The 24,599-nt window shown below is 69.3% G+C and carries 19 protein-coding genes; 16 read left to right on the forward strand and 3 right to left on the reverse strand.

Annotation, left to right across the window (positions count from 1 at the left end):
• Nucleotides 1-12: 12 nt before the first annotated feature.
• The 3 genes from ACYVB7_RS17690 (at nt 13) to ACYVB7_RS17700 (ending at nt 2,479) form a co-directional block, all read left to right on the forward strand.
• Nucleotides 13-507 carry a tetratricopeptide repeat protein gene (locus ACYVB7_RS17690; RefSeq protein ID WP_460509905.1) on the forward strand — a complete coding sequence of 165 codons (495 nt, stop codon included), beginning with the start codon at nt 13-15 and terminating at the stop codon, nt 505-507.
• A gap of 297 nt (nt 508-804) precedes the next feature.
• A complete protein-coding gene (locus ACYVB7_RS17695; RefSeq protein ID WP_460509907.1) occupies nt 805-1,098 on the forward strand; it encodes a helix-turn-helix domain-containing protein in 294 nt (97 codons plus the stop codon).
• Nucleotides 1,099-1,108: 10 nt separating this feature from the next.
• The gene (locus tag ACYVB7_RS17700) at nt 1,109-2,479 is read left to right on the forward strand and encodes a HipA domain-containing protein (protein WP_460509909.1); all 1,371 of its coding nucleotides are present in this window, start codon (nt 1,109-1,111) and stop codon (nt 2,477-2,479) included.
• Nucleotides 2,480-2,507: 28 nt separating this feature from the next.
• Here the strand turns inward: ACYVB7_RS17700 and ACYVB7_RS17705 are convergent, their stop codons facing one another.
• Both ACYVB7_RS17705 and ACYVB7_RS17710 read right to left on the reverse strand, forming a co-directional pair.
• Nucleotides 2,508-3,359: a polymorphic toxin-type HINT domain-containing protein gene (locus ACYVB7_RS17705; RefSeq protein ID WP_460509911.1), complete on the reverse strand. Its 852-nt coding sequence runs from the start codon at nt 3,357-3,359 to the stop codon at nt 2,508-2,510.
• A 40-nt stretch (nt 3,360-3,399) separates the two neighbouring features.
• Nucleotides 3,400-5,124 (reverse strand): aminotransferase class III-fold pyridoxal phosphate-dependent enzyme, encoded by a 1,725-nt coding sequence (locus ACYVB7_RS17710; protein WP_460509913.1) that lies wholly within the window; start codon nt 5,122-5,124, stop codon nt 3,400-3,402.
• Nucleotides 5,125-5,192: 68 nt separating this feature from the next.
• Between ACYVB7_RS17710 and asd the strand changes: the two genes are divergently transcribed.
• From asd to ACYVB7_RS17750, 8 genes are all read left to right on the forward strand, one after another.
• On the forward strand, nt 5,193-6,086 hold the full coding sequence (gene asd, locus ACYVB7_RS17715) for a phosphatidylserine decarboxylase (RefSeq protein ID WP_460509915.1): 894 nt from the start codon (nt 5,193-5,195) through the stop codon (nt 6,084-6,086).
• Nucleotides 6,083-6,817: an exopolysaccharide biosynthesis protein gene (locus ACYVB7_RS17720; RefSeq protein ID WP_460509917.1), complete on the forward strand. Its 735-nt coding sequence runs from the start codon at nt 6,083-6,085 to the stop codon at nt 6,815-6,817. Before asd ends, ACYVB7_RS17720 begins: the two co-directional genes overlap by 4 nt.
• A gap of 47 nt (nt 6,818-6,864) precedes the next feature.
• Nucleotides 6,865-8,709: a bifunctional metallophosphatase/5'-nucleotidase gene (locus ACYVB7_RS17725; RefSeq protein ID WP_460509919.1), complete on the forward strand. Its 1,845-nt coding sequence runs from the start codon at nt 6,865-6,867 to the stop codon at nt 8,707-8,709.
• Nucleotides 8,710-9,060: 351 nt separating this feature from the next.
• Nucleotides 9,061-9,756, forward strand: coding sequence for a carbonic anhydrase (locus ACYVB7_RS17730; protein ID WP_460509921.1), 696 nt, complete (start codon nt 9,061-9,063; stop codon nt 9,754-9,756).
• 34 nt (nt 9,757-9,790) lie between these two features.
• Nucleotides 9,791-10,936 carry an NHL repeat-containing protein gene (locus ACYVB7_RS17735; RefSeq protein WP_460509923.1) on the forward strand — a complete coding sequence of 382 codons (1,146 nt, stop codon included), beginning with the start codon at nt 9,791-9,793 and terminating at the stop codon, nt 10,934-10,936.
• Complete coding sequence (locus ACYVB7_RS17740; RefSeq protein WP_460509925.1) at nt 10,933-11,070, forward strand: hypothetical protein; 138 nt, start codon at nt 10,933-10,935, stop codon at nt 11,068-11,070. Before ACYVB7_RS17735 ends, ACYVB7_RS17740 begins: the two co-directional genes overlap by 4 nt.
• Nucleotides 11,049-11,393: a rhodanese-like domain-containing protein gene (locus ACYVB7_RS17745; RefSeq protein ID WP_460509927.1), complete on the forward strand. Its 345-nt coding sequence runs from the start codon at nt 11,049-11,051 to the stop codon at nt 11,391-11,393. The genes ACYVB7_RS17740 and ACYVB7_RS17745 overlap by 22 nt, the downstream gene beginning before the upstream one ends.
• Before the next feature lie 52 nt (nt 11,394-11,445).
• Entirely contained in the window at nt 11,446-12,042 is a 597-nt protein-coding gene (locus tag ACYVB7_RS17750) for a phosphohydrolase (protein ID WP_460509929.1), read from the forward strand.
• On the opposite strand, the gene ACYVB7_RS17755 is transcribed toward ACYVB7_RS17750, so the two are convergent.
• Nucleotides 12,029-13,588: a methyl-accepting chemotaxis protein gene (locus tag ACYVB7_RS17755; RefSeq protein ID WP_460509931.1), complete on the reverse strand. Its 1,560-nt coding sequence runs from the start codon at nt 13,586-13,588 to the stop codon at nt 12,029-12,031. The two genes, ACYVB7_RS17750 and ACYVB7_RS17755, sit on opposite strands and share 14 nt — an antisense overlap.
• Nucleotides 13,589-13,759: 171 nt before the next feature.
• On the opposite strand from ACYVB7_RS17755, the gene recC reads away from it, so the two are divergent.
• Genes recC through ACYVB7_RS17780 form a run of 5 tightly spaced genes read left to right on the forward strand, consistent with a single transcriptional unit; the run spans nt 13,760 to nt 24,572 of the window.
• Nucleotides 13,760-17,650: an exodeoxyribonuclease V subunit gamma gene (recC, locus tag ACYVB7_RS17760; protein ID WP_460509933.1), complete on the forward strand. Its 3,891-nt coding sequence runs from the start codon at nt 13,760-13,762 to the stop codon at nt 17,648-17,650.
• On the forward strand, nt 17,647-21,681 hold the full coding sequence (gene recB / locus ACYVB7_RS17765) for an exodeoxyribonuclease V subunit beta (protein WP_460509935.1): 4,035 nt from the start codon (nt 17,647-17,649) through the stop codon (nt 21,679-21,681). Before recC ends, recB begins: the two co-directional genes overlap by 4 nt.
• Nucleotides 21,678-23,801, forward strand: a complete 2,124-nt coding sequence (recD, locus tag ACYVB7_RS17770) for an exodeoxyribonuclease V subunit alpha family protein (protein WP_460509937.1) — start codon at nt 21,678-21,680, stop codon at nt 23,799-23,801. Before recB ends, recD begins: the two co-directional genes overlap by 4 nt.
• 58 nt (nt 23,802-23,859) lie before the next feature.
• Nucleotides 23,860-24,225 (forward strand): PilZ domain-containing protein, encoded by a 366-nt coding sequence (locus tag ACYVB7_RS17775; protein ID WP_460509939.1) that lies wholly within the window; start codon nt 23,860-23,862, stop codon nt 24,223-24,225.
• A 26-nt stretch (nt 24,226-24,251) separates the two neighbouring features.
• The gene (locus ACYVB7_RS17780) at nt 24,252-24,572 is read left to right on the forward strand and encodes a late competence development ComFB family protein (protein WP_460509941.1); all 321 of its coding nucleotides are present in this window, start codon (nt 24,252-24,254) and stop codon (nt 24,570-24,572) included.
• The last annotated feature ends 27 nt before the right edge of the window (nt 24,573-24,599 follow it).

Below are 24,599 nucleotides of genomic sequence, written 5' to 3' on the forward strand. Positions count from 1 at the left end.
TGGAGTCCGGTCATGAACAGGGTGCGCAACACATTGGGAGCGGTTCTGGTGGCTTCGCTGGCGTGTGCCAGCTGGGCGTCAGGCGGCGGCGGGGTGGGGTCCAGCGGCAACCCCGGGAGCAGCGGCGCGGGGCAACCCAGTGTGTACAACCTGATCTACCGCGCCCGCCAAAGCCTGGACCGGACGCAATGGGACGAGGCCGGTGCACTGCTCCAGCAGGCCCACACGCAGGACGCGCACAACGCCGACGTGCTCAACCTCCTGGGCTACCACACCCGCAAAAAGCCCGGTGGCAGCGCACAGCAGGCCCTGCAGTACTACGAGCAGGCCTTGCAGATCGACCCCAAACACCGCGGCGCCCACGAGTACATGGGCGAGGCCTACCTCACCCTCAAACAACCCGACAAGGCCCAGGAGCACCTGCTGGCGTTGGAGCGCATCTGCGGCCGCCAGTGCGAGGAGTACCGCGACCTGGCCCAGGCCCTGGTCGAGTACAACAAGCCCTGAGGGCTTGGTTGCTATGTATTCAGTAGCTCCTCACGCTTTTGGAAAAAGCGCTAGAGCAACATTTCCTTCAAAACCTGGCGTTTGAAGTTTGGCGGCGGGTGGGTGAGGTCATGCATGCAAGCCATGCTTTGTTTCGGAAAATCAGAAATCCTTTTCCTGACTGCATTGGCGCATTGAGTGTTTCGGATTTGCAGGAATTTTCTTGGATGTTTCCCGCTGAAGCACCTATGATTTCGGAATAGCAGAAACAGGTCGCTTGAACGTTGTGTTCAACCGCCTTTCAACCGAAACGCCGAAATGACTGACTCCGCCCCCTGCAGTCCCACGCTCCTCCAGTCCGCGGCTGAGTTGGGCCCGGTCGTGCGCCAACGCCGCAAATCACAGTCGCTGCGCATCGACGATGCCGCCGGGCTGCTGGGCGTGTCGGTGGACCTCATGTCCCGGCTCGAAAACGGCCAAGGAACCGTGCGCCTGGACAAAGCCATGGCCGTGCTCGATGGCCTGGGCCTCACGTTGATGGTGCTGGCCAAGGAGCACCCGTGGGTGCGCGAGACGGCCTCGTCAGCCCGCGTGGGCAACACCCAGGCATGAGGCCGCCGACATGGCTCACGCACTGCACGTCTGGACCGAGGAAGCCCGAGTTGGCACCATTGAACACGACGGGCGCGACGACCGCTGGGGCCTGAGCTATGCAGCGTCCTGGGTGGCCAGCGCTCAGTCCTACCCGCTGTCACCGGCACTGCCGCTGGTGCGCCATGCCGCCGACCACCCCTCTGCGTCCATCAAGCGCTTCATCGAGCACCTGCTGCCCGAAGGCCGGGCGCTGGACGTGGCCGTGGCCTACAACGGCCTGGCCAAGACCAATGTCTTCGGCCTCATCTGGGCCCTGGGCGCGGAAACCGCGGGTGCCCTGCGCTTCACCGGGGAGGCGAACCCGGCACCACCCACCGCCAAAACCGTTCTGCGAGAAATCCCCCTTCAAGAGCTTGACCGACGCGTTGCCGAACGCGACCAGACGCCGCTGACGGTGTGGGACGGCCAGGTCCGCATGTCGGTGGCCGGGCTGCAAGACAAGCTGCTGGTCTACCTCGACCGGCCAATGTCCGAACAAGGCCCAGAAGGCGGGCGCATGTTCCTGGTGGACGGCGAGCGCCTGGCATCCACCCACATCCTCAAGCCCGACACCGGCAACCCGCAGACGCCGCACCTGGCCGTCAACGAGCATTTCTGCATGTCGCTGGCCCGCCGCATGGGCCTGCCGGCTGCCGACGTGGGCCTGCTGCGAACACCTCGCCCCGTGCTGGTGGTGCGACGCTTTGACCGAGAGGTGCAAAGCCCGGGCGGTGAGCCAAGGGTTCGCCGCCTTCACATCATCGACGCCTGCCAGGCCTGCGACCTGCCCGTGGCATACAAGTACGAGCGCAACCTGGGCAACGCGTCGGCCATCCGCCACATCCGAGACGGGGTGAGCTTCGAGCGACTGTTCGGCTGCGCCGCCCTCACGGCCAACAAGGCAGCCTCGACGCTGACGATGCTGCGCTGGGCCCTCTTTCAGTTCCTGATTGGCAACAGCGACGCACACGGCAAGAACTTCTCGTTCTTTGTTCGCGCGGGTGGATGGCTGGAGCCTGCGCCTTGGTACGACCTGGTGAGCGTCTTGCAGTACACCGGTTTCGACACCGAGTTGGCCATGGCCTATGGCGACGTTTTTGATCACCGGGAGGTGACGCCTTTCGCTCTGGCCGATTTCGCCGGGCGCTGCGGCATTGACCGGCAGCTGATGCGCCGAGAGGGCCAACGCCTGGCGAAGCTGGCCGCGGCACAGGCCGCTGCACAGGCGCTGGCAGACGACTACCAGGGCGAGGGCGAGCGCGCCTTTGTGCAAGGCATCGCTGCATTCGTGGCCCTGCAAGCTGCGCGGCTGACGCAGCTGGTGGCGGACGCGGCGCGCTGGACAGACGAGTACCTGTGACCCCCAGCCCCGGGGCCGTCGCTCCGCATCAGGCCTCGAAGTTCATTCCACCACAGTTCTGGTTGTGCACCCAAATGCCATGTTCACCCACGTAGTAGGTGTGGAAGTCTTCCACCTCCAGGTTGTACACGGGGGCTTTGAAAAACAGGTCGGGGTCTATGGCTTCTCGGTCACCCAGTTCGCGATAGGTTTCTTGCACCGCATCCACAGCCAGCACCTCGGCGTTGACGAGCGTGTGGGTATCGTAGTTCCAGAGGGCACCGAAGCAGTCCGTTGCGCCCATGTGGTTGGGTTTCCAGCCGACATGAGGTTGTTCGGAGATGTACACATTATTCAAATCTGCGAATTCAATGGGCTCTCCGGACTGATCTTCGAAAGTTGCTCTGTAACTCTTCAACTCACTGACAGCTGTCCATCCTTGCTCCTTGGTCCAGAAGGGATGGTTTCTCGTAACCGAGAGTCGTCGTTGTTTTACGGGTTTTCCGTAGGTTCTGTCCTGTCCCGGTTGGATGTAATAAAGATCAACAATCCGCTCCGGCGGATATTCAAACGTCTTGAGCACCCGCTTGTAAGCCTGCTCGCCCCCGTTTTCGGGCTTGGACAGCACCCAGTCGCCCACCTGAATCTGCTCGATGGGTTTCAGTCCCTCCTGGGTGTGCACCAGGGTGCCCGCAGCAAAACAGGCCCCGGGTTCGAACCCCTTGTGCGCCTTGTCCACCGGAGCGGTGAGTTCGGCCAGGATTTTTTCTTGCTGCTCTTGGGCGTGCTGACGTTGAGGCCTGGACGCATGGAGGCCGATGTGGTTGCCGCTTGGTTGCATGACCTTGCTCCCTGAAACTGTGCCCAGTTTGTACACCGCCTTGCAAGGCAGGCGGGTCAAGCGGATGGCAAAGCGGTTTCCGCCTCAAATCCTTTGGTTGCTATGCATTCAGTAGCTGCTCACGCTTTCTGAAAAAGCGCTGGAGCAGCATTTCCTTCAAAACCTGGCGCTTGAAGTTGGGGGCGTCGCCCTCGGGCAGCCAAAGCCAACCGTCGGCCTGCATCTGGCGGGCGGCCTGCACAAAGCGGCGGGTGATGTCGGCCATGTCGGCATCGGTGTGGGCCAGGGTGAAGATGAAGCGGCCCGTGCCCACCCAGCTCAGCGCCAGCCCGGCCTGGCGCAGGTAGAACTGCAACAGCCAGTGGTAGCGCCCGGGTTGCAGGAAATTCAGCGTCCACACCGTGCCCATGCCCTGGGCCTGCAGGGGCAGGCCCGCATCGGCCAGGGCGGTGTTGAAGCTGTGCAGGTGCCGGGCCCAGCGGGTGTCGGCGTCGTGGTACAGGGCCTGCACCTCAGGCGTGTCCAGGCGGCGCAGAAACACGTTCATGGCCCCCATGACGGCGGGGTGGGCGTTGAAGGTGCCGCGGGCAAAGCAGATGTCGCCGGGCTGCTCGGGCTTGTAGCGGCGCATCCAATCGGCCTTGCCGCACACCACGCCCACCGGGAAGCCGCCACCCAGCGTTTTGCCGTAGGTGACCAGGTCGGCTTGCACGCCAAAGTACTGCTGCGCCCCGCCCGGGGCCAGCCGGAAGCCCAGGAACACCTCGTCCAGGATGAGCGCCATGCCGCGGCGCGTGCACACCTCGCGCAGGCGGTGCAGCCAGGCGGTGTAGGCCGCGCGGTCGTAGGCGGGGGTGTGGCGCAGGCCGTCCACCAGGGTGGAGTCGCCCGGGGCGTTGCGGTTGGGGTGCAGGGCTTGCAGGGGGTTGACCAGCACGCAGGCAATGTCGTTGCGGCGCTCCAGCACGGCCAGGGCGCGGTCGCTCATCTCGGCCAGGGTGTGGGTTTCGCGCGGGGGCAGGGGGTTGCCGGGGCCGGGCTGCACGTCTTCCCACCAGCCGTGGTAGGCCCCGGCAAAACGCACCAGGTGGCGCTTGCCGGTGTGGTAGCGGGCCAGGCGCACGGCCTGCATCACCGCCTCGGTGCCCGACATGTGGAAGCTCACCTCGTCCATGCCCGACAGGCGGCGCAGCCGCTGCACGTTGTCCAGCATGCACGGGGCATAACCGCCCAGCACGGGCCCCAGGGCGTTGCCCAGGGCCAGCCCCTCGGCCATGCAGCTTTTGTAGAAGTCCACCCCAAACAGGTTGACGCCGTAGGAGCCCGTCAGGTCCCAATGGCGGTTGCCGTCCAGGTCGGTGAGGCTGACGCCGTCGGCGCTGGCCCAGAACGCGCCCAGCGGCAGGTGCTGGCGCACCCCGTCGCTGAACTGGAAGGGCACGCGGTAGCGCCCGGTGAATTGCAGGTCGGACAGGCCCTCGCGCAGCTCGGCGGTGAGGGCCAGGGTTTGGGGAGACCGCTCGCGCAAGGTTTGGGACAGGCGTTGCAAACCCAGGCGGCGCTGGGCCTGCACGGGGGCGGGCGCGGCGTCGGCAGCAAAAAACTGGGCCTCGGTGTAGCTGTAGCCGGGCAGCAGGCGGGCCACGCGTTTGGCCATGCGCGAATGCCCGGCCAGCGACCAGTGTTTGCCCCGCGACAGCAGCAGGCGCAACCAGGCCTTGCGCACGGCCCAGGGGGCGCTGGCGGCGGCCACGGCCAGGGCGGCGGCCGTGGCGGTGTGGGTGGGGGTCCACGCGGCGGTCAGCCATTGGGGGTCGAGGGCCATGTCATCAGGCTTTCAAGTTGCGGTGTGACAGTTGTAGGCAGCTCCTTTGACACGGCTGTGAACATTCCATGACCTTTGCCTCCCTGCGCGAGCGCCTGTTGCTCAACGAGGACTTGAACTTCCTGCTCACCAACCGGGTGCCGCGCCATGCGCTCACCCGCTTCATGGGCTGGTACAGCCGCATCCGCAGCCCCTGGCTCACGCGCCTGTCGGTGGCGGTGTGGGGCTGGTTCACGCCGCTGGATTTCAGCGACGCGCAGACGCAGCGCTTTGACAGCCTGCACGCCTGCTTCACCCGCCAGCTCAAACCCGGGGCCCGCCCCTTCGACCCCGCGCCCGAGATGGTGTGCAGCCCCAGCGACGGCATCGTGGGGGCGTGCGGCGCCATCGAGGGCACGCAGGTGTGGCAGGCCAAGGGCTTTCCGTACACGCTGGCCGACTTGCTGGGCTCGGACGCGCTGGCGCAGCGCCATGCCCGGGGCACCTACGTCACCCTGCGGCTCACCTCGGCCATGTACCACCGCTTTCACGCCCCGGCTGACCTGAGCGTGGAACGCCTCACCTACCTCAGTGGTGACACCTGGAACGTCAACCCCATTGCCCTGAAGCGGGTGGAGCGACTGTTCTGCAAGAACGAGCGCGCGGTGATCGAAACGCACATCACCCACCCCCGCACCGGCCAGGCCGTGCCGCTGACCCTGGTGCCGGTGGCGGCCATTCTGGTGGCCAGCATCCGCCTGCATGCGCTGGACGTGTGCCGCCTGCTGCGCGACTGGGGCCGGGGCCGCCAGCGCCAGCCCGTGCCCCTGCACCACCCGCACGCCCGCGGCGACGAAATGGGCTGGTTCGAGCACGGCTCCACCATCATCGTGCTGGTGCCGCCGGGCTTGGCGCTGGCCGAGGGCGTGGCCACCGGGCAGGTGATCCGGGCCGGGCAGCCGTTGCTGCGCTGGGTGGCATGAGCGGGTGGCGGGTGGGGCACCCCAGCCCCGACGCGCTGGGCTCGCGCCACCGGGCGCTGCGGCTGGCGCGGCGTTTTCGGCGGGCCTTGCACGCCTTGCCACCGCTGCCCCCCTCACCGAACGCGCCTGAACCTGCCCCCGCCGCCAGCCCCCCGGGACTGACGCTGGGCGAGGTGCTGGACCTGCACGGCACGGCCTCGCTGGGCAGCCTGGTGTTGTTCTGGTCGCTGTTTGGCCAGTTGCCGGTGGGGGGCGTGGGCAACGTGGCTGGGGTGGCGCTGTGGTGGCTGGCCTGGGACTGGTGGCGCGACCGCGTGGCGCTGCGCAGCTCGTCGGTGATGCGCCTGCGCCTGAGCCTGCGCTGGAGCCACCGCCTGCTGAAGCTGCTGGCGCAGTGCTACCGCCAGGCGGGCCTGTGGCTGCGCCCCCGTTGGCCCCAATGGCAAGCCCCGTGGACGCGGGGCTGGTGGGCCGCCTGGGTGGCCTTGCAGGCCCTGGTGATTTTCCTGCCCGTGCCCATGGGCAACCTGCTGCCGGGCCTGAGCCTGTCGGCCCTGGGGCTGGGCCGGTTGGTGCAGGACGGCACCCTGTACCTGGCCTCGCTGCTGCTGGGGTTGGCCGGGTTGGTGTACATGGCGTGGCTGGGGGACATCACCTGGCGCTTGACGCTGGAGGGCTGGCACCTGCTTCACAGCCTCGTCACACCCGCGCTGCAGGCTTGGGGGTTTTGATCGGCGAGGAGTAAATTGCCATGCATTTCCACCACATTCGACGCACCATGAGCTGGACTGCCGGATTCCTGTTGCTGGGCGCGGGCCTGTTGGCCTGCGGTGGGGGCGACGCGCCCACCTTCAAGCCGCTGGAGCTGAACATTGCCCACATCAACGACCACCACTCGCAGCTGGACGCCTTTGCGGGCACCGAGCTGACGCTGGACGGCGTGCCCACCCAGGTGGAGCTGGGCGGCTTTGCCCGGCAGACGACGCTGTTCAAGTCGGTGGCGGGCACCCAGAACCTGCTCAAGATCCACGCGGGTGACGCCAACACCGGCTCGCTGTACTACACCTTCTTCAAGGGCAAGGCCGACGCCGAGCTGATGAACACCCTCTGCTTCGACGCCTTTGTGCCCGGCAACCACGAGTTCGACGACGGCGACGCCACCCTCAAGGGCTTTCTGGACGAACTGGCCAAGGGCAGCTGCAAGACGCCCACCCTCTCCAGCAACATTGCCCCGGCGGTGGGCACGCCGCTGCAACCCACGGCCAGCACGGGCTACTTCAAGCCCTACCTGGTCAAGGAGATCGACGGCGTCAAGGTGGGCCTGATCGGCATCACCATCAAGGGCAAGACCGAGAACTCATCCCGTCCGCTGGCCACCACCGTGTTCAGCGACGAGGTGGCTTCGGCTCAAAAGACCATTGACGAACTCAAGGCCCAGGGCATCCGGCACATCGTGGCCATCACCCACCAGGGTTACGACGCCGACAAGGCGATGGCCGCGCAACTGACGGATGTGGACGTGATCATCGGCGGCGACTCGCACAGCCTGCTGGGCGACTTCAAGGCCGTGGGCGTGACCAGCTCGTCCGGGGCCTACCCCACGGTGGTCACCAACAAGAACGGCGAAACCGTGTGCATCGGCCAGTCGTGGGAATACAGCAAGGCCTTTGGCCTGATGAACGTGCAGTTCAAGGAAGACGGCAGCGTCAAGGGCTGTGGTGGCAGCGCCCAGCTGGTGATTGGCGACAGCTTCAAGCGCAAGGATGACAAAGGCGCCTGGCAAACCCTGGCCGAGGCCGACCGAAGCGCCCTGGTGGCCAAGCTGGCCGCCAACCAGCCCCAGGTCAAGGTGACCGTGCCCGACGCCACCGCCGCTGCCACCCTCAAGGTCTACAGCGACCAGGTGGCTGCACAGAAAGCCATTGCCATCGGCACCGCCACCGAAAGCCTGTGCCTGGTGCGTGTGCCGGGCGAAAGCACCAACCGCAGCACCGGCGTGGCCGGTTGCGAAAGCGCCAACACCCTGGCCCGCGGCAGCGATGCTGCGCAGGTGGTGGCCGAAGCCTTCCTGAACGCCAGCAAACGCGCCCAGTTCGCCCTGCAAAACGCGGGGGGCGTGCGTGTGCCGGTGGCCGCCGGCACGCTGTCGATGAACACCGCCTTCACCGTGCTGCCGTTTTCCAACGTGCTGGTGGAAATGGACCTGAAAGGCAGCGAGGTGCTGGCCGCGCTGGAAGATGGCGTGGCCAACCACCTGGACAACGGCCAGTCCAACGGCTCGCACCCCTACGCCGCGGGCTTGCGCTGGGACCTGGACCTGAGCAAAGCCAAAGGCCAGCGCTTTGCCAACGTGCAGGTGCGCAACCGCAGCACCGGGGCCTGGACCGCGCTGGACCCCAACGCCACCTACGTGATGGTCACCAACGACTTCATCGCCGCCGGGCAGGACGGCTACGCCACCCTGGGCGTGGCCTACAAGGCTGGGCGCTACGTCAACACCTACCTGCTCTACACCCAGAGCTTTGTGGACCATGTGCAGGCCAAGGGCAGCGTGGCACGCCCCACCCGGGCGGACTACGCCCACCAGAAGGTGGTGACCCAGGCGGGTGTGACTTTGCCTTGAGGTGATTCGGGTGTCGGGCGGCCCAAGGGTGCGCGGATCGGAGGGGGCTGGGGCGGGCGTGGGGCGCACATGCGCAGCCGAGAAGCGCAGGGCGGCGGGAGGCACGCGCAGCGTGCTTCGTTGTCTGACCCGTCGCGGTTGTTTGAACAGAGCTTTGCGCAGCAAAGCGGCGTGAGTTCCGCGACGCTCCCGCCGCCCGAGCATCGCAGGGAACCCCGAAGGGGCAAGCATTCAAGCCCCTTGCCCGCCCCAGCTCCCTCCGATCCGCGCACCCTTGGGCCAACTGCGGGCCGGTGCTTAAGGTGGCGTTTGTAGACTGGCTGCACCCCTTGCCAGACGACACCCTTCCCCTTGCTTCCCGTCCGCACCCCACACCTTGTGCTGTTCGCCGTGCTGGCATGGGCCGCAGCCCATGGCGTGGCGTTGGCCGCCGACCGGTGCACTGACGGTCGTCGCCAGTCGCCCATTGCCATCGAGCACACCACCCCGCGGGCCTTGCCCGCCCTGGGGTTTGACTACCACCCTTCCCAGCCCGTGCTGGCCCACGACGGCCACACCCTGCGCGTGCGGGTGGCCAAGGGCAGTGCGCTGGTGGTGGGGGGCGAGCGGTATGCCTTGCAGCAGGTGCATTTCCACACCCCGGGCGGTGACCGGGTGGGCGGCGAAACCTTCCCCCTGTCGGCCCACCTGTTGCACAAGGGCCCCAAAGGCCAGCTGCTGGCGGTGGCGCTGATGTTCCGGCTGGGCCAACCGCACCCGCTGTTGGAGCGCCTGTTCACCGATCTGCCTGCGCCGGGCACCTCGGTGTCAGGCGAGCGTGTGCCCACCGTCAACCCCGCCGACCTGCTGCCCGCCCAGCGGGGCTACTACCGCTACGTGGGCTCGGAAACCGCGTCCCCGTGCACCGAGGGGGTGGACTGGATCGTCCTGCGCCAGCCCGTGGAGGTGTCGGCGGCGCAACTGGCCCTGTGGAAGGGCCGGTTTGCCGACAACATGCGCGCCGCCCAACCCCAGAACGGCCGACCCGTGCTGGAAAGCCTGCCCTGAACCGTCTTCTTTCTTTGTTTTGTTGGTGATTCCCATGCCCGTTCAACATCCCCTGAAAACCTCGTTGGCGACAGCGCTCGCCCTGGCCTTGTCGCTCGGCACCGTCGCCCATGCCCAGACCAAACCCAACCGCTACACCACCACGGGCATCGAGGTGCAGGTCACGCCCGAAATGACCGGGGCGGGTGCGGTCTCCAGCGGCGTGACGCTGCCCAAGCCCCCGCCGGTCACCGGCAGTCGGGCCAAACCCGTGGCGCACTGGGGCAAGCCGCTGCCGTACCCCATCGTCATTGCCGACCGGCGCAACAACCGCTTGATTGAGGTCACGCCCGACAAGCGCATCGTGTGGGAATTTGCGTCGCCCGACCTCAAGGTCTACCGCGGCAACGAGGACGTGAACTTCTCCGCCGACGGCCTGCAACTGGCCGTGAGCGAGGAAGACAACTTCGACATCCACTTGGTGGACTACGAAAACAAGGCCATCACCTGGACCTACGGCATCCCCGACCACCGCGGCAGCGGCCCCAACCTGCTGAACTACCCGGACGACGCCCACCTGCTGGCCGATGGCAAGGTCATCACCGCCGACATCCGCAACTGCCGCATCCTGGTCATCGACCCCAAGACCCAGGAGATTGCCACCCAGTTCGGCACCACCGGCAAGTGCGAACACAAGCCGCCGCAGCTGCTGGCCCACCCCAACGGGGCCACGCCCATGGACAACGGCGATTTGCTGTTCACCGAAATTTCGGGGTCCTGGATTTCGCGGGTCACCCGCGACGGCGTGGTGAAGTGGTCGGTGCAAGCGCCCAACGTGCGTTACCCGTCCGACGCCTTCCCCACCGTGGACGGCAAGCAGATCATCGTGGCCGACTTTTCCAAGCCCGGGCGCGTGGTGATCTTCGACCCCGCCACCGGCAAGGCCACCTGGGAGTACTTTGTGAAGGAGGGTGAGGGCATGCTGGACCACAGCTCCATCGCCCGCGAACTGCCGCACACCGGCGACATCCTGGTGGTGGACGACCTGAACGACCGCGTCATCGTCATCGACCGGCAGACCCGCCAGATCATCTGGCAGTACGGCGAAAAGAACAAAAAGGGCCACACCCCCGGCCTGCTGAACTACCCTGACGGCGTGGACCTGGACGTGTTCCGCGACTGGAAGGCGGCTGCCAAATGAGACTCACCCGCCCGCTGGCCCATGGCCTGCTACTTTCCCTGGCCTTGTGTGCGGGCGCGGCCCACGCCGACAAGGCCGCTGCCATCGATGAGATGGAGGGCACCTGGAGTTTGTGGACTACGGCGGCGGGGTGATCTTTGCCGAGCAGATCCCCAAGGACGAGTGGCCCAAGATGCTGGTGATCGACGCCCGTGACGCCGGTCAGTTTGCCAAGGGCCACATCCCCGGTGCCGTCAACATGGATTGGCGCCAGGTGCTGGCCCAGCGCAACAGCATCCCCAAGAACAAACCCGTGCTGCTGTACTGCAACACCGGCAGCCTGTCGGCGCAGGCGGGGTTTGCGTTGCGGGTGGCCGGGTGGGACAACGTGCGCATCCTGCAAGGCGGCATGGAGGAGTGGAAAGCCAAAGGCGGTTTTGACGCATCCACCCAGGCCACGGCACCGGCCAAGCACTGACGGCCGCTTGCGTCTCGGTTTTTGAGACGCAATGCGGGTATCTTTGGGCCACATGCACACCGTCAGCCCTTACCCCACCAACTACATCTCCACTTACCTGGGCAACCGCTTCCACCCGGAGGGGCCGCGCATCGACCATGTGGCGCTGGAAGACATTGCCCACGGCCTGGCCTACCAGTGCCGCTTCAACGGTCAGACCCGCGCCTTTTATTCGGTGGCCCAACACAGCCTGTTGGTGGCGTCGGTGCTGCCGCCCGAGTTGCACCGCGCCGCCCTGCTGCACGACGCGGCCGAGGCCTACCTGGGCGACATGGTCAAACCCCTCAAACGGCTGCTGCCCGACTTTGGCCGCATCGAGGCCGGCGTGACCCAGCTCATTGCGCAGGCCTTTGCGGTGGAATTCGGGGCGGACGACGCACACGCCACGCCCTTGCAGCGGCAAATCCACGTGGCCATCAAACACGCGGACATGGTGGCCCTGGCCACCGAAAAGCGTGACCTCATGCCCCATTCCGCCGAGCCGTGGAGCTACCTGCACGGCATCGAGCCGCTGCCCGAACCCATCGACCCCTGGCCGCCTGCGCAGGCCAAGCAGGCGTTCCTGGACGCTTGGGCACGGGCCGAGGCCTTGCGCCTCAGGACAGTTTGAAGCGCGCCACCCGTTGCATCAGCGTTTCGGCCTGACCGTTCAGGCTGGACGCCGCCGCGGCGCTTTCCTCCACCAGCGAGGCGTTTTGCTGGGTGGTCTGGTCCAGCAGGGCCACGGCCTGGCCGATCTGGGTCACCCCGTCGCGTTGCTCCCGGTTGGACAGGGCGATCTCGCCCATGATGTGGGTCACGGTCTGGATGGAGGACACGATTTCCTCCATGGTCTGCCCGGCCTGCCGAACCAGTTGGGTGCCCTGGGTCACCTGCCCCACGCTGTCGGTCACCAGGTCTTTGATTTCCTTGGCTGCTGCGGCGCTGCGCTGGGCCAGGGCCCGCACCTCCGAGGCCACCACCGCAAAACCGCGACCGGCTTCCCCGGCGCGGGCGGCTTCCACCGCGGCATTGAGGGCCAGGATGTTGGTCTGGAACGCAATGCCGTCGATCACGCCAATGATGTCGCCGATCCGGCTGCTGCTTTTCTCGATGCCATGCATGGTTTCCACCACCTGTCCCACCTCCTGCCCGCCCCGTGCGGCAATGGCCGACGCGTTCTGGGCCAACTGGTTGGCGTGCTGGGCATGTTCGGCGCTTTGCTGCACGGTGCTGCCCAGTTGCTCCATGGCCGCGGCGGTCTGTTCCAGCGAGCTGGCCTGGGTTTCGTTGCGGTGCGCCAGGTCTTGCGTGCCCTGGGCAATCTGGCTGCTGGCGGTCACCACGTGTTCGGCACCGCCCCGGATTTCGGTCACCAGGCTGTGCAGGTGTTCGGACATGTCCCGCATGGCGGCCATCACGCTGATGGAGTCCCCCGGCTGCACATGGATGGGCGTGGTCAGGTCGCCGTGGGCCACGGCCCGGGCCACGTCGCGCACGGCACCCGGTTCGGCCCCCAGGGTCTGCACCAGGTGGCGGCTCACCCACAGGGAGGCGCCCGCCCCCACCAACACGGCCAGGCCCAGAGCGCTCACCAGAACCAAGGTGAAGGACTGGGTGGTCTTTTGGTGGCTGTCCACCGTTTGCTGCGCCACGTCCAGCTGGGTCTGGATGAGGTGGCCCAGCACGTCCTGCAGGGGGTCGAACGCCGGGTACATCTGCTGCGCGGCAAAGGCTGCCAGCGCGGTGGTGTCGGGCTGGCCGATGAGCTGCTCAATCTCCTGCACCGCCTGATTGGCGCGGGTCATCAGCGGTGCCATCTGCTGGATCAGGGCCTTTTCCTGGTCCACCAGGTCGGTGGAGGTGTAGGCCTGCCATTCCTGCGCAATGGTCTGCTTGGCCGCGTTGATGGACTGACGGGCCTGGTCGGCAGTCAAGGCGCCGTCCCGGGTTTTGTGCACCGTGTCCACCACCTGCACCGCGTAGGCGTCGGACACGGCCTTGAGTTGCTTCAGGGGCACCACCCGGTCGGCGTAGAGCGAGGCAAACTCCGTGTCACCTGTTCTCAGCAGGTAGACGCTGTTGAGTCCGCTGAGCACAAAAAACAACAACAACGCCGCACTCAGCAGCAACAGCTGCCACTTCACGGGCAGTTCGGTGGTTCGAGAACGGTTCATTCCTCATCCTGTGGACTGCACCAAATTGGTGTTCTTTGAGTCTATGCACCATGGGCGTGCATGAAAATCGGGCGTTTCTGAAAAACAAGTCGGGAATTCCCTAGATCGGTCTTGCATCCCCTGTGCCCAGCACGGCTGGCCCCTGGGGCAAGCGTGTATCGTCACCCCGCCATGTCCGCCCAGACCTTTGACCCCATCCCCCAACAAGGCGTTTTGCCCGGCATGGCCGACGACGTGTCCGCCTTGGGCTCCGGCCTCATGGTGCTGCACAGCCACCGCGCCGAGCGGCTGCTGGACGTGGTGGTGGCCTGGCTGCACCAGCACCCGCTGGGGCCGCTGGAGGAAGAGGTGTTCATCGTCCAGAGCAACGCCGTGGCCGAGTGGCTGCGCATGGCCCTGGCCCGCGAGCTGGGCGTGTGCGCCGCCACGCGGGTGGAGCTGCCGGGGCGTTTTTTCTGGCGCATCAGTCGCCGCGTGCTGGGCCCCCGCGCCGTGCCCACCGAGTCACCGCTGGACAAGCTGCCCCTGGCCTGGCGGTTGATGGAATGCTTGCCCGCGCTGTTGGCGCCCGCGACCGCCGGGAGCGTGGGGGGAGACCACGAGCCAGCGCAGGGCCGCCCCAAGCGGGCGAGCGCCCCCCTTGGGGGGGCAGCGACTGCAGGGAGCGTGGGGGGCGACCTCTATGCGCCATTGACCGCCTTTGTCGGCAGCGACCCCGAACAACGCCTGTGGCCCCTGTGCCAGCGCCTGGCCGACCTGTACGACCAGTACCAGGTCTACCGCCCCGACTGGCTGGACCTGTGGGCCCAAGGCCGTGCCGAAGTCACCGACGGCGCGGGCCGCCTCACCCCGCTGCCGCCCGACCAGCACTGGCAGGCCCGCCTGTGGCAGGTGCTGCACAGCGGCATTGCCCCCGAACAGCAGCGCACCACCCGGCCCGCGCTGATGGCGCGCGTGCAAGACCAGCTGGAACACGGCATGCCCGTGCAACCCCTGCCGCGCCGCGTGGTGGCCTTTGGCATGAGCCACCTGCCGCCCGGCATGCTGGCCCTGCTGGGCGCGGTGTCGCGGCATAGCCAGGTGCTGCTGGCCGTGCCCAACCCCTGCCAATACCACTGGGCCGACGTGATCGACGGGCGCGAACTGCTGCGCAGCGCCCACCGCCGCCAGCCCCTCAAGGGCGGGGTGGATCGCGCCGCGCTGCCCCTGCACGAGCTGCACACCCACGCCCACCCGCTGCTGGCCGCCTGGGGCCGCCAGAGCCGCGACTTTGTGCGCCTGCTTGACGATCTGGACGACGCCGCCCAAGGCCGTGCCCAACCCGGCTGGCCCCGGCTGGATTTGTTCGTGGACGATGCCGACCCCGAAGACGCCCAGCCCCGCAGCCTGCTGCGCCAGCTGCAAACCCGCATCCGCGACCTGGTGCCCGTGCACGAACTGCCGCAGCAACCCGGCCACGGCTGGACCCCGGGCGACCGCTCCATCGTCTTCCACCTGGCCCACAGCCCCGTGCGCGAGCTGGAAGTGCTGCACGACCAGCTGCTGGCGCTGCTGGGCGGGGAGGGGGGCGAGGGCGGAGGCGGCCTGACACCCAAGGACGTGGTCGTGATGGTGCCCGACATCGCCCCGCTGGCCCCCGCCATCCGCGCCGTCTTCGGCCAGTACCCCAAGGGCGACGCCCGCCACATCCCCTTCGACATTGCCGACCTGGGGGCCGACGCCCTCAGCCCGCTGGTGCAGGCCTGGCGCTGGTTGTGGCGGCTGCCCACCGAGCGGGCGGGCCTGTCCGAATGGCTCAGCCTGCTGGAAGTGCCCGCCGTGCAAGCCCGCTTCGGGCTGGACCCCGAAGACCTGCCCCGCCTGTCCGCCTGGATGGCCGGGGCTGGGCTGCGCTGGGGCCTGCACGCCGAACAACGCCGCCACCTGGGCCTGCCCGACCTGGACGACACCCACACCGCCCGCTTCGCCCTGCGCCGCATGTTGTGGGGCTACCTGCTGGGCGACGCCAGCGGGGACGACCACATGCCGTCACCCTACGCCGAAGTCGCTGGCCTCGATGCCGCCCTGGCCGGGGTGCTGGCCCACCTGCTGGACGCGCTGGACGCCTGGTGGGCCCAGGCCACCCAACCCGCCACCCCCTCCGAATGGGTGGCGCGGGGCCGGGCCTTGTTGGCGGCGGTGTTCTGGGGCGAGGCCCAGCGCGAATCCCCCCGGGCGCAGGCCACCGCCTCGCCCGCCGACCTGGCCGCGCTGGCGGCCCTGGAACAGGCCGGTGAACGCTGGCTGGACGCCTGCGAACAGGCCGGCTTCCAACAAGCCGTGCCGCTGGAAGTGGCCCGCTCCGCCTGGGACCACGCCCTGCAACTGCCCGACGCGCCCAGCCGCTTCCACGCCGGGGGCGTGACCTTCTGCACCCTGCTGCCCATGCGCGCCATCCCCTTCCGCGTGGTGTGCCTGCTGGGCATGAACGACGCCGACTACCCCCGCCGCGCCCCGCGCCCCGACCTGGACCTGATCGCCCGCCCCGGCATGGCCCGCCCCGGCGACCGCTCCCGCCGCGACGACGACCGCCAGCTCATGCTCGAAGCCCTGCTGTCCGCCCGCGACGTGCTCTACATCAGCTGGTGCGGCCACAGCGTGCGCGACAACACCGAACAACCCCCGTCGGTCCTGGTGTCGCAACTGCGCGACCACCTCGCCGCCGGGTGGGGCCAGCCCGTGGTGGACGCCCTCACCACCGCCCACCCGCTGCAACCCTTCAGCCTGCGCTACCTGCAAGGCCAGCCTCAGCTGTTCACCCACGCCCACGAATGGCGCGACGGGCTTCAGACAAGCGGACTTCAAAAACAGGAGCATGCTGCGCTTTCAGAAAAAGCGCTGGAGGCCAAAAACACTTCAAACCCTGGCGAGGCCGACCCCGCCGCCACGCCCCCCTGGACGCTGCGCGACCTGGCCGAATCGCTGCGCCACCCCGTGCGCACCCACTTCCGCCGCCGCCTGGGCATCCACTTCGACACCGACGAAGGCGACACCCCCGACGAAGAACCCTTCGCCCTCGACGGCCTGCAACGCCATGCCCTGCTGCGCGACGCGCTGGACGAACTGGCCACCGACCCCCACCCCCAGCCCGCCACCGTGCAGGCCTGGCTGCACCGCGCCCACCGGGCCGGACGCCTGCCCCTGGGTGCCCCCGGCCAATGGCTGCAAGCCCAACTGCTGCCCACCCTCACCCAGGCGTGGACCGCCTGGCAGCGAGTGTCACAGGCCAGCCCCCAAACTGCTGAACGGCTGGCGCTGCACTGGCCACCCGCGCCGTCCCTGTCTGCCCTTTCCGCCCCGCAGCCCGTCACCGTGCTCGACTGGATCGACGGCCTGCACCACCCCGACCCCGCCAGCCCCGCCTGGGCCGCGTTGTGCGCCACCTGGCCCGAGCTGTCGGCCCTGGGGGCGCAGCACACCGTGTGCCGCTGGCGCGACCCCTCCCGCGTGCTCAAACAACCCCTGGGCAAAACCCCCAAGGCCGACCCCGCCCGCCTGCTGACCGTGTGGCTGCGCAGCCTGGCCCTGTCGGCCACCGCGGCCACGCCCCAGCACGCCCACCTGCTGTGGGTGGCGCAAGACGCCACCCTGCTGGTGCGCCCGTTGCCCCGCTCCGAAGCCGAACACACGCTGGACCGCCTGCTGGCCCACGCCGCCCAAGCCCAACACGCCCCGCTGCCTCTGCCCCCCCGCACCGCACTGGCCCTGGTGCAGGCCCGCACCGAGGCCGGGGAAGACCCGGGCACCGATGCCACAAACCCTGCCGCGATCCACGCCCCCCCGTTGCCCCTGGCCCGCCTGCGCACCGCCTACGAAGGCAGCCCCGACCTCCCCGGCGAGGGGCAAGACCCCTACTGGTCCCGCTGCTACCCCGATCTGGAGTCCTTGTTGGCCGACGGCCAACTGGTCGCGCTCGCCCCCGGCCTGTGGGGGCCGCTGGTGGACTGGGCGCAGCAGCAGGTGGCCGTGTGGCCGCATGCCCCCAACCCTGACGACGCCGATGCGCCGGAGGCCCACGCATGAGCCCCCACGCCCTGGACCTGTGGCAACTGCCCCTGCGCGGCAGCCGCCTGATCGAAGCCAGCGCCGGCACCGGCAAGACCTGGACCCTCTCCGCCCTGGTGGTGCGCCTGGTGCTGGGGGATGGGGCGGGAGAAGGGGAGGGCGAAACCGCGCCCCCCCGGCCCCTGCTGCCGTCCGAAATTCTGGTGATGACCTTCACCCGCGCCGCCACTCGCGAGCTGACCGACCGCATCCGCGCCCGCCTGGTCCATGCCGCCCGCGTGCTGCGCAACGAGCCCGACGCCCCAGCGCTGATGGCCCGCGACCCCTTTCTGGCCCAGCTCTCCGCCCGCTACCCCGGCAACGACCACGGCGACGACCCCGAGCCCGCGCCGGGCCGCAACCGTTCCATGGCCGCCTGGCGGCTGGCCCTGGCCGCCGACGCCATGGACGAGGCCGCCATCTTCACGCTGGACGCCTGGTGCCAGCGCGTGCTGCGCGAGCACGCCTTCGACAGCGGCCAGCTGTTTGACGAAACCCTGGTGGCCGACGAACAGGCCTTGCTGCGCCAGGCCGTGCAAGACCATTGGCGACGCCACCTCTACCCGCTGCCGCCCGAGCAGTTCGGGGCCTTGCAGGCCGCCTGCCCCGGCCTGCGCTCGGTGGACGCGCTGCTGGACGACGTGACCCGCCTGATCAACGCCCCCGTGCCTGTGCTGTGGCCCGGGGCCTCGCCTGCCGAGGCCGAGCTGCCGCTGTCCACCTTGTGGACCCGCGCCCAGGCCCAGCGCCGCGCCGCCCTGGCCGACGTGCAGCGCCCCTGGCAAGCCCTGGCCCAGGCCCTGCTGGACTGGCTGGCCGACCAGACCAGCACCCACAAAGCCCATTGGGATGGCCGCAAGTTCGCCGCCCGCAACGTGCTGGGCTGGGCGCAAACCCTGCACGACTGGGCCCATGCCGCGCCTGAAGCGCTGATCACCGCCAGCGCCGTCGGCCCCGCCCTCACCGACGCCGCCCGCAACCGCTTCACGCACGAGGGCTTGCTGGCCGCCCGCAAGGAATCCGCCCCGCCGCTGCACCTCCCCGAGCCCGTGGCCCAGGCGCTGGACGCCCTGCAACGCCTGGACGCCGAGCTGGCCGCCTTGCCCGACCCCAGCGCCGTGGTGCGGGCGCATGCCGTGCACCATGTGGGCCAGCGGGTGGCCCAGCTCAAGGCCCAGCGCGGCCAGTTCGGCTTTGCCGATTTGCAGCAGCGCCTGGACGCCGCGCTGGCCCGCCCCGGCAGCGGCGAACGGCTGCGCGAGCACATCCGCCACCGCTACCCGGTGGCGCTGATCGACGAGTTCCAGGACACCTCGCCCCTGCAATACCGCCTGCTGGACCGCCTGTACTGCGTGGCCGACAACGACCCGCACACCGCGCTGCTGCTCATCGGTGACCCCAAGCAGTCCATCTACGGTTTTCGCGGGGCCGACATCCACAGCTACCTGCACGCCCGCCGCGCCACCGAAGGCCGCCACCATGTGCTGGACACCAACCACCGCTCCAGCGCCGCCATGGTGGCCGCCGTCAACCACCTGTTCGGCTGGCGCGAACAAGACGCCTGTGGCTCCGGTTCTGCCCAAGGCCCCGGCGCGTTCCGCATGCGCCCGCCGGGCGAGGCCGACTCCCCGCTGCCCTTCTGGCCCGTGCAGGCCCAGGGTCGGCCTGAGGTGTGGACCGTGGGCGGCCAGCCCGCCCCGGCGCTGACCCTGGTGCACGACCTGCAAGCCGCCGGGTCCGACGCGCACCGCCGCGCCTACGCCCAGCGCTGCGCCGAGCAGGTGGTGGCCTGGCTGTCCGACCCCGGCACCGGCTTTGCCACCCCTGCTGCGTCCACCGCGCCTCATGCGGACCGCGTCCCTTTCAAACGCCTGCGCCCGGCGGACATTGCCATCCTGGTGCGCACCGGCACCGAGGCCGCCGCCGTGCGCCACGCGTTGCACCGGCGGGGCGTGGCGTCGGTGTATCTGTCCGACCGCGACAGCGTGTTCCAAAGCCCCGAAGCGGCAGATCTGCTGCACTGGCTGCGGGCCGTGGCCCAGCCGCGCGACGTGCGCCTGGCCCGCGCCGCGCTGGGCACCCGCCTGGCTTCGCTCAGTCACGCCCAGCTGCTGCACCTGGCCACCGACGACGACGCGCTGGACGCCCGCATGGCCACGCTGGCGCAGCTGCACACCGTCTGGCGCACCCGCGGCGTGCTGGCCCTGGTGCGCCAGACCCTGTACGCCCTGGCGCTGCCGCAGCAATGGCTGGGCGGTGCCACGGGGGGTGAAGCGGGAGGTGAAGCGCACGGTGCCTCGGGAGGCGTCGGCCAGCCCGACGGCGAGCGCCGCCTGACCAACCTGCTGCACCTGGGCGAGCTGCTGCAAAACGCCAGCACCGACCTGGACGGTGAGCCCGCCCTCATCCGCTGGCTGGCGGCGCAAATCCAGTCCGACACCGTGGACGGCGACGAACCCGTGGTGCGCCTGGAAAGCGACAGCGACCTGGTCAAGGTCATCACCATCCACAAAAGCAAGGGGCTGGAATACCCCGTGGTCTGCCTGCCCTTTGCCACCCTGCACCGCAGCGTGGACGCCAAGCGCCTGACCCACGCCCGCCGCCCCGACGGTGAGCTGACCCTCACCCCCCAGGCCGACGACCTGGCCCGCGCCGAGGAAGACCGCCTGCGCGAAGACCTGCGCCTGCTCTACGTGGCCCTGACCCGCGCCCGCCATGCGCTGTGGGTGGGTTTTGCCTGCGTCACCCCCGGCCAGTCGCGCAGCGACGGCACCCACCGCAGCGCCCTGGGCGACCTGGTGGCGGGCCGCGGCGCGTCCGACGCCGAAGACCCCCGCACCTTCTGGCTGCACCACCTGCAAGCGCTGGCGCAGGCGGCCCCCCAGGCGGTGGGGGCCACGCTGGTGTTGCAGGCAGTGGCGGCTCCGGACCCGGTGGACGCGGCGCAGTCCGTGCAGCCCAGGCCCCCCGCTCCCCCTGTGCCCGTCACCCGCTGGACGCCCCCCGCCCAGGCCGCCCCGCTGCACCCCGCCCGGCGCGTGGCCCACCGCTTCGAAACCGACTGGGGCGTGGGCAGCTTTTCGTCGCTGGTGCGCGACCTGGCCAGCGCCGCCACCGCCCCCGCGCCGCTGCTGCCTCAGCCCGCCCAACCGGCGGCAGACGAAGGTTTGATGCTTTTTGATGCTCTACCGCTTTCGGAACAAGCGCAAGCAGCTATCAATTTGGAAGTGATGAGTGGCCTGAACGCCCAACGCCACCAGTTCCAGCGCGGCGTGCAGGCGGGCAACTTCCTGCACGCCCAGTTGGAATGGCTGGCCGAAGAGGGTTTTGCCCTGGCCCAGCGTCCCGACCTGGCCGCCCGCCTGCGCCGCCGCTGCGAGCGTGCCGGGTACGGCCCCCAGGCCGACGGGCTGCTGCACTGGTTCACCCGCCTGTGCCAACACCCGCTGCCAGGGCCCACGGCCTCGTTGGCCGACATCGCCCAGGCCCAGGGCGCGGTGCTGCCCGAAATGGCCTTCTGGCTCCCGGCACAGCGCCTGCACGCGCCCACCGTGGGCGAGCTGTGCCGCCTGCACCTGCTGCAACCGCTCACCCAGGCCGCGGGTGCGCCCCACCTGGCCGAACCCCACGCCGTGCCCCCGCTGCCCGAGCGGCAACTGCACGGCATGCTGATGGGCTTTGCCGACCTGGTGCTGGCCCACCAGGGCCGCCACTGGGTGCTGGACCACAAATCCAATCACCTGGGGCCTGACGACGCGGCCTACACCCCCGCCGCCCTGTGGGCCGAAATGGTCCACCACCGCTACGACGTGCAGGCCGCGCTCTACCTGCTGGCCCTGCACCGCCTGCTGCGCAGCCGCCTGGGGGCTGCCTACCAACCGCTGCACCACCTGGGGGGCGCGGTCTACTTCTTCCTGCGCGGCTTGGACGGCCCCGCCCAAGGCGTGTGCCAAGTGCCCTGCACCCCCGAATTGCTGACCCTGCTGGATGCGCTGGAGGCCATGCTGTGACCCAAGTACCCCCCGTGCTGGCCCAGCTTCACCGCTGGGCCGACCATGGCGCCCTGCGCCGCCTCGACAGCGCCCTGGCCGCGCTGATGCACGAGGTGGACCCTCACGGCGGCCCGCCGCTGTGGGTGGCCGCCGCCTGCCTGTCGGCGCTGGAAGGCCGGGGCCACACCTGCGTGCCCCTGGCCGTGCTGGCCGATGCCGGGCTGGACTGGCTGGGCCTGCCACCCGCCCTGCTGCCCGAGGCCCGCGCCCTGTGGGCCACGCTGCCCGCGTCCGAAGCCGCCTGGCTGGCCGCCCTGCAAACCAGCCCCGCGGTGGCGGTGTGCGCCCGCAGGGCATCGCCCGAAGGGGGCGGGCCAGCGGCCTCTGCCGCGCCCCTGGTGTGTGTGCCCGCCGATGCCCACGGGCCGGGCCTGCTCTACATCCACCGCCACGCCCGGCAAGAGGCCGAGGTGGCCCAGCAACTGCGCCAGCGGGCGCTGTGCACCCACCCGGTGGACACCGCCCGGGCGGCGCAAGCGCTGGCGCGGCTGTTTCCGCTGCCGGAGGGGGACCCCCTGTCCACGCCCGACTGGCAGGCCGTGGCCTGCGCCCTGGCCCTGCGCTCGGGCCTGACGGTGGTGACCGGCGGCCCCGGCACCGGCAAAACCTACACCGCGGCCCGGTTGCTGGCCCTGCTGTGGGCCACGCACCCCGACCCCTCCAGCCTGCGCGTGGCGCTGGCCGCGCCCACGGGCAAGGCGGCGGCGCGGCTGCGCCAGTCCATCACCGACGGGCTGCTGGGCCAGCTGGCCCCGGCGCTGGCCGAGCGCATCGGCCCCGCCCGCACCCTGCATGCGCTGCTGGGCGCACGCCCCGACACCCGCCGCCTGCGCCACCACGCGGGCCAGCCGCTGGACGTGGACGTGCTGGTGGTGGACGAAGCCTCCATGGTCCACCAGGACATGATGGCCTCGCTGCTGCAAGCCCTGCCGCCGCAGGCGCGGCTGATCCTGCTGGGCGACAAGGACCAACTGGCCTCGGTGGAAGCCGGTGCGGTGCTGGGCGACGTGTGCCACGGCCTGCACGCCGACCGCCCCCCCGTGTGCCCGGACGACGACACCCGCGCCTACCTGCACGCCGTGCTGGGCGCGGCGCGTGCGCCCTGGCCCGCGGGCGATGGGGCCGCGGTGCCGTCCGCGCCGTCCGCTCAGTCCGTCCCCTCGGTGTTGGCCCGCCAGACCGTCATGCTGCGCCAGAGCCGCCGTTTTGCCGGGGGCATTGGGCAGTTGGCGCTGGCCGTCAATTCGGGCGATGTGGCGCGGGTGCAGTCGGTGTGGGCCGCAGGGCATGCCGACCTGGCGCGGGCGTCGTCCGCGCCGTCGGGTGGTGGGGTGGCGGACGCACGCGCCGCGCTGTTGCTGCGGCTGGAACGCTTGGCGGTACAGCAATGGGGCGGCGAGGGGGGCGACACCTACCTCGCGCTGCTGCGCCAAGGGGTGGAGGCCGGGGCCTCCGCGTGGACCGCCTGGGCGCGGGCGGTGCTGCGGGCCTGGGAGGGGTTTCGGGTGTTGTGCGCGGTGCACGCGGGCGAGTTCGGCACCGAGGGCCTCAACCGCCGCCTGCAACGCGCCCTGGCGCAGGCCGGGTGGCTGAACCCGCAGAGCGAGTGGTACGCGGGCCGCCCGGTCATGGTCACCCGCAACGACCCGGCGCTGGGCTTGTCCAATGGCGACGTGGGCGTGGTGCTTCCCGTGCCCGACGCGGAGGTGGGCAGAGATGGCGGCAGCGAGGGCCGCGGGCGCACCCGGTTGAAAGCGTGTTTCCTGGACGGCGACGCCGTGCGTGCCCTGCCCGTGGGGCGTCTGGCGCATGTGGAAACGGCCTTTGCCATGACGGTGCACAAAAGCCAGGGCTCCGAATTCGGCCATGTGGCGCTGGTGTTGCCGCCTGTGGGTGCAGGGGGCGGTGCGGGGTCGGGCATGGGGGGCGGGGCGCTGGGGCGCGAGCTGGTGTACACCGGCATCACCCGGGCGCGGCAGCGCTTCAGCCTGTTCGAGGCCACCGCTGGGGCACTGGAGGCTGCCGTGCAGCAGCCCACCCAGCGTTTCAGTGGCCTGTGGGCGCGTTTGGCGCAGTAAACTGGGCCAAGCGCCATCTTTGGTTTCCAGCCAGACACTTTTCAGGGTTTGACTCCCGATGATCCCCAGCAAGCGTCGTTTCTTTTGGCGGGCCACGTTCAGTTCGCCCGCCCGCATCGTCACCCCGGACGGCGAGTTCCAGTCCGAGGTGGTGGACATTTCGCTCAAGGGCGCCCTGTTGCACGTGGCCAAGGATGTGGCCCCGCAGAAGGGCGTCAAATGCCAGCTGTTCCTCAGCCTGGCGGGGGACGCCCAGATTGCCATGTGGTGCACCGTGATGCACACCGAGGGGCAGCGCGTGGGCCTGCGCTGCGACAACATCGACCTGGACAGCATCACCCACCTGCGCCGCCTGGTGGAGCTGAACGTGGGCGACCACAACATCCTGGAGCGCGACCTGGCCAGCCTGATCCAGGACGAGTGACTTTTCCCTTTTCGCCGGAGACGATCATGAGCATCGAGCAGATCCACAACTACTACGAGCGGCTGGTGTTGGACGAGGTGATCCGTCGTGTGCGCCACGACCCCGACGTCACCGCCGACATGGTGGCCGACATGGCCTGCGTGGCCCTCAACCGCCTGCCCGCCCGTTACGTGCGCCACGACGTGGACCTGGTGTTCTACCTGACCGAGGACGAACGCCACCAGAGCGACATGGCCATGGACGCGGCCATCGACCAGGCCATCCGACTGGTCACCGAGCGGCGGCGCGACCTGGAAGAACACGAGGCCGAGGCCCCGCCCGCTGCCGAGCCCCCCGCCGCGGCCTGATCTGCGGCGCATCCCGCCCCGCAGGGC

The organism is Hydrogenophaga soli (assembly GCF_054777695.1).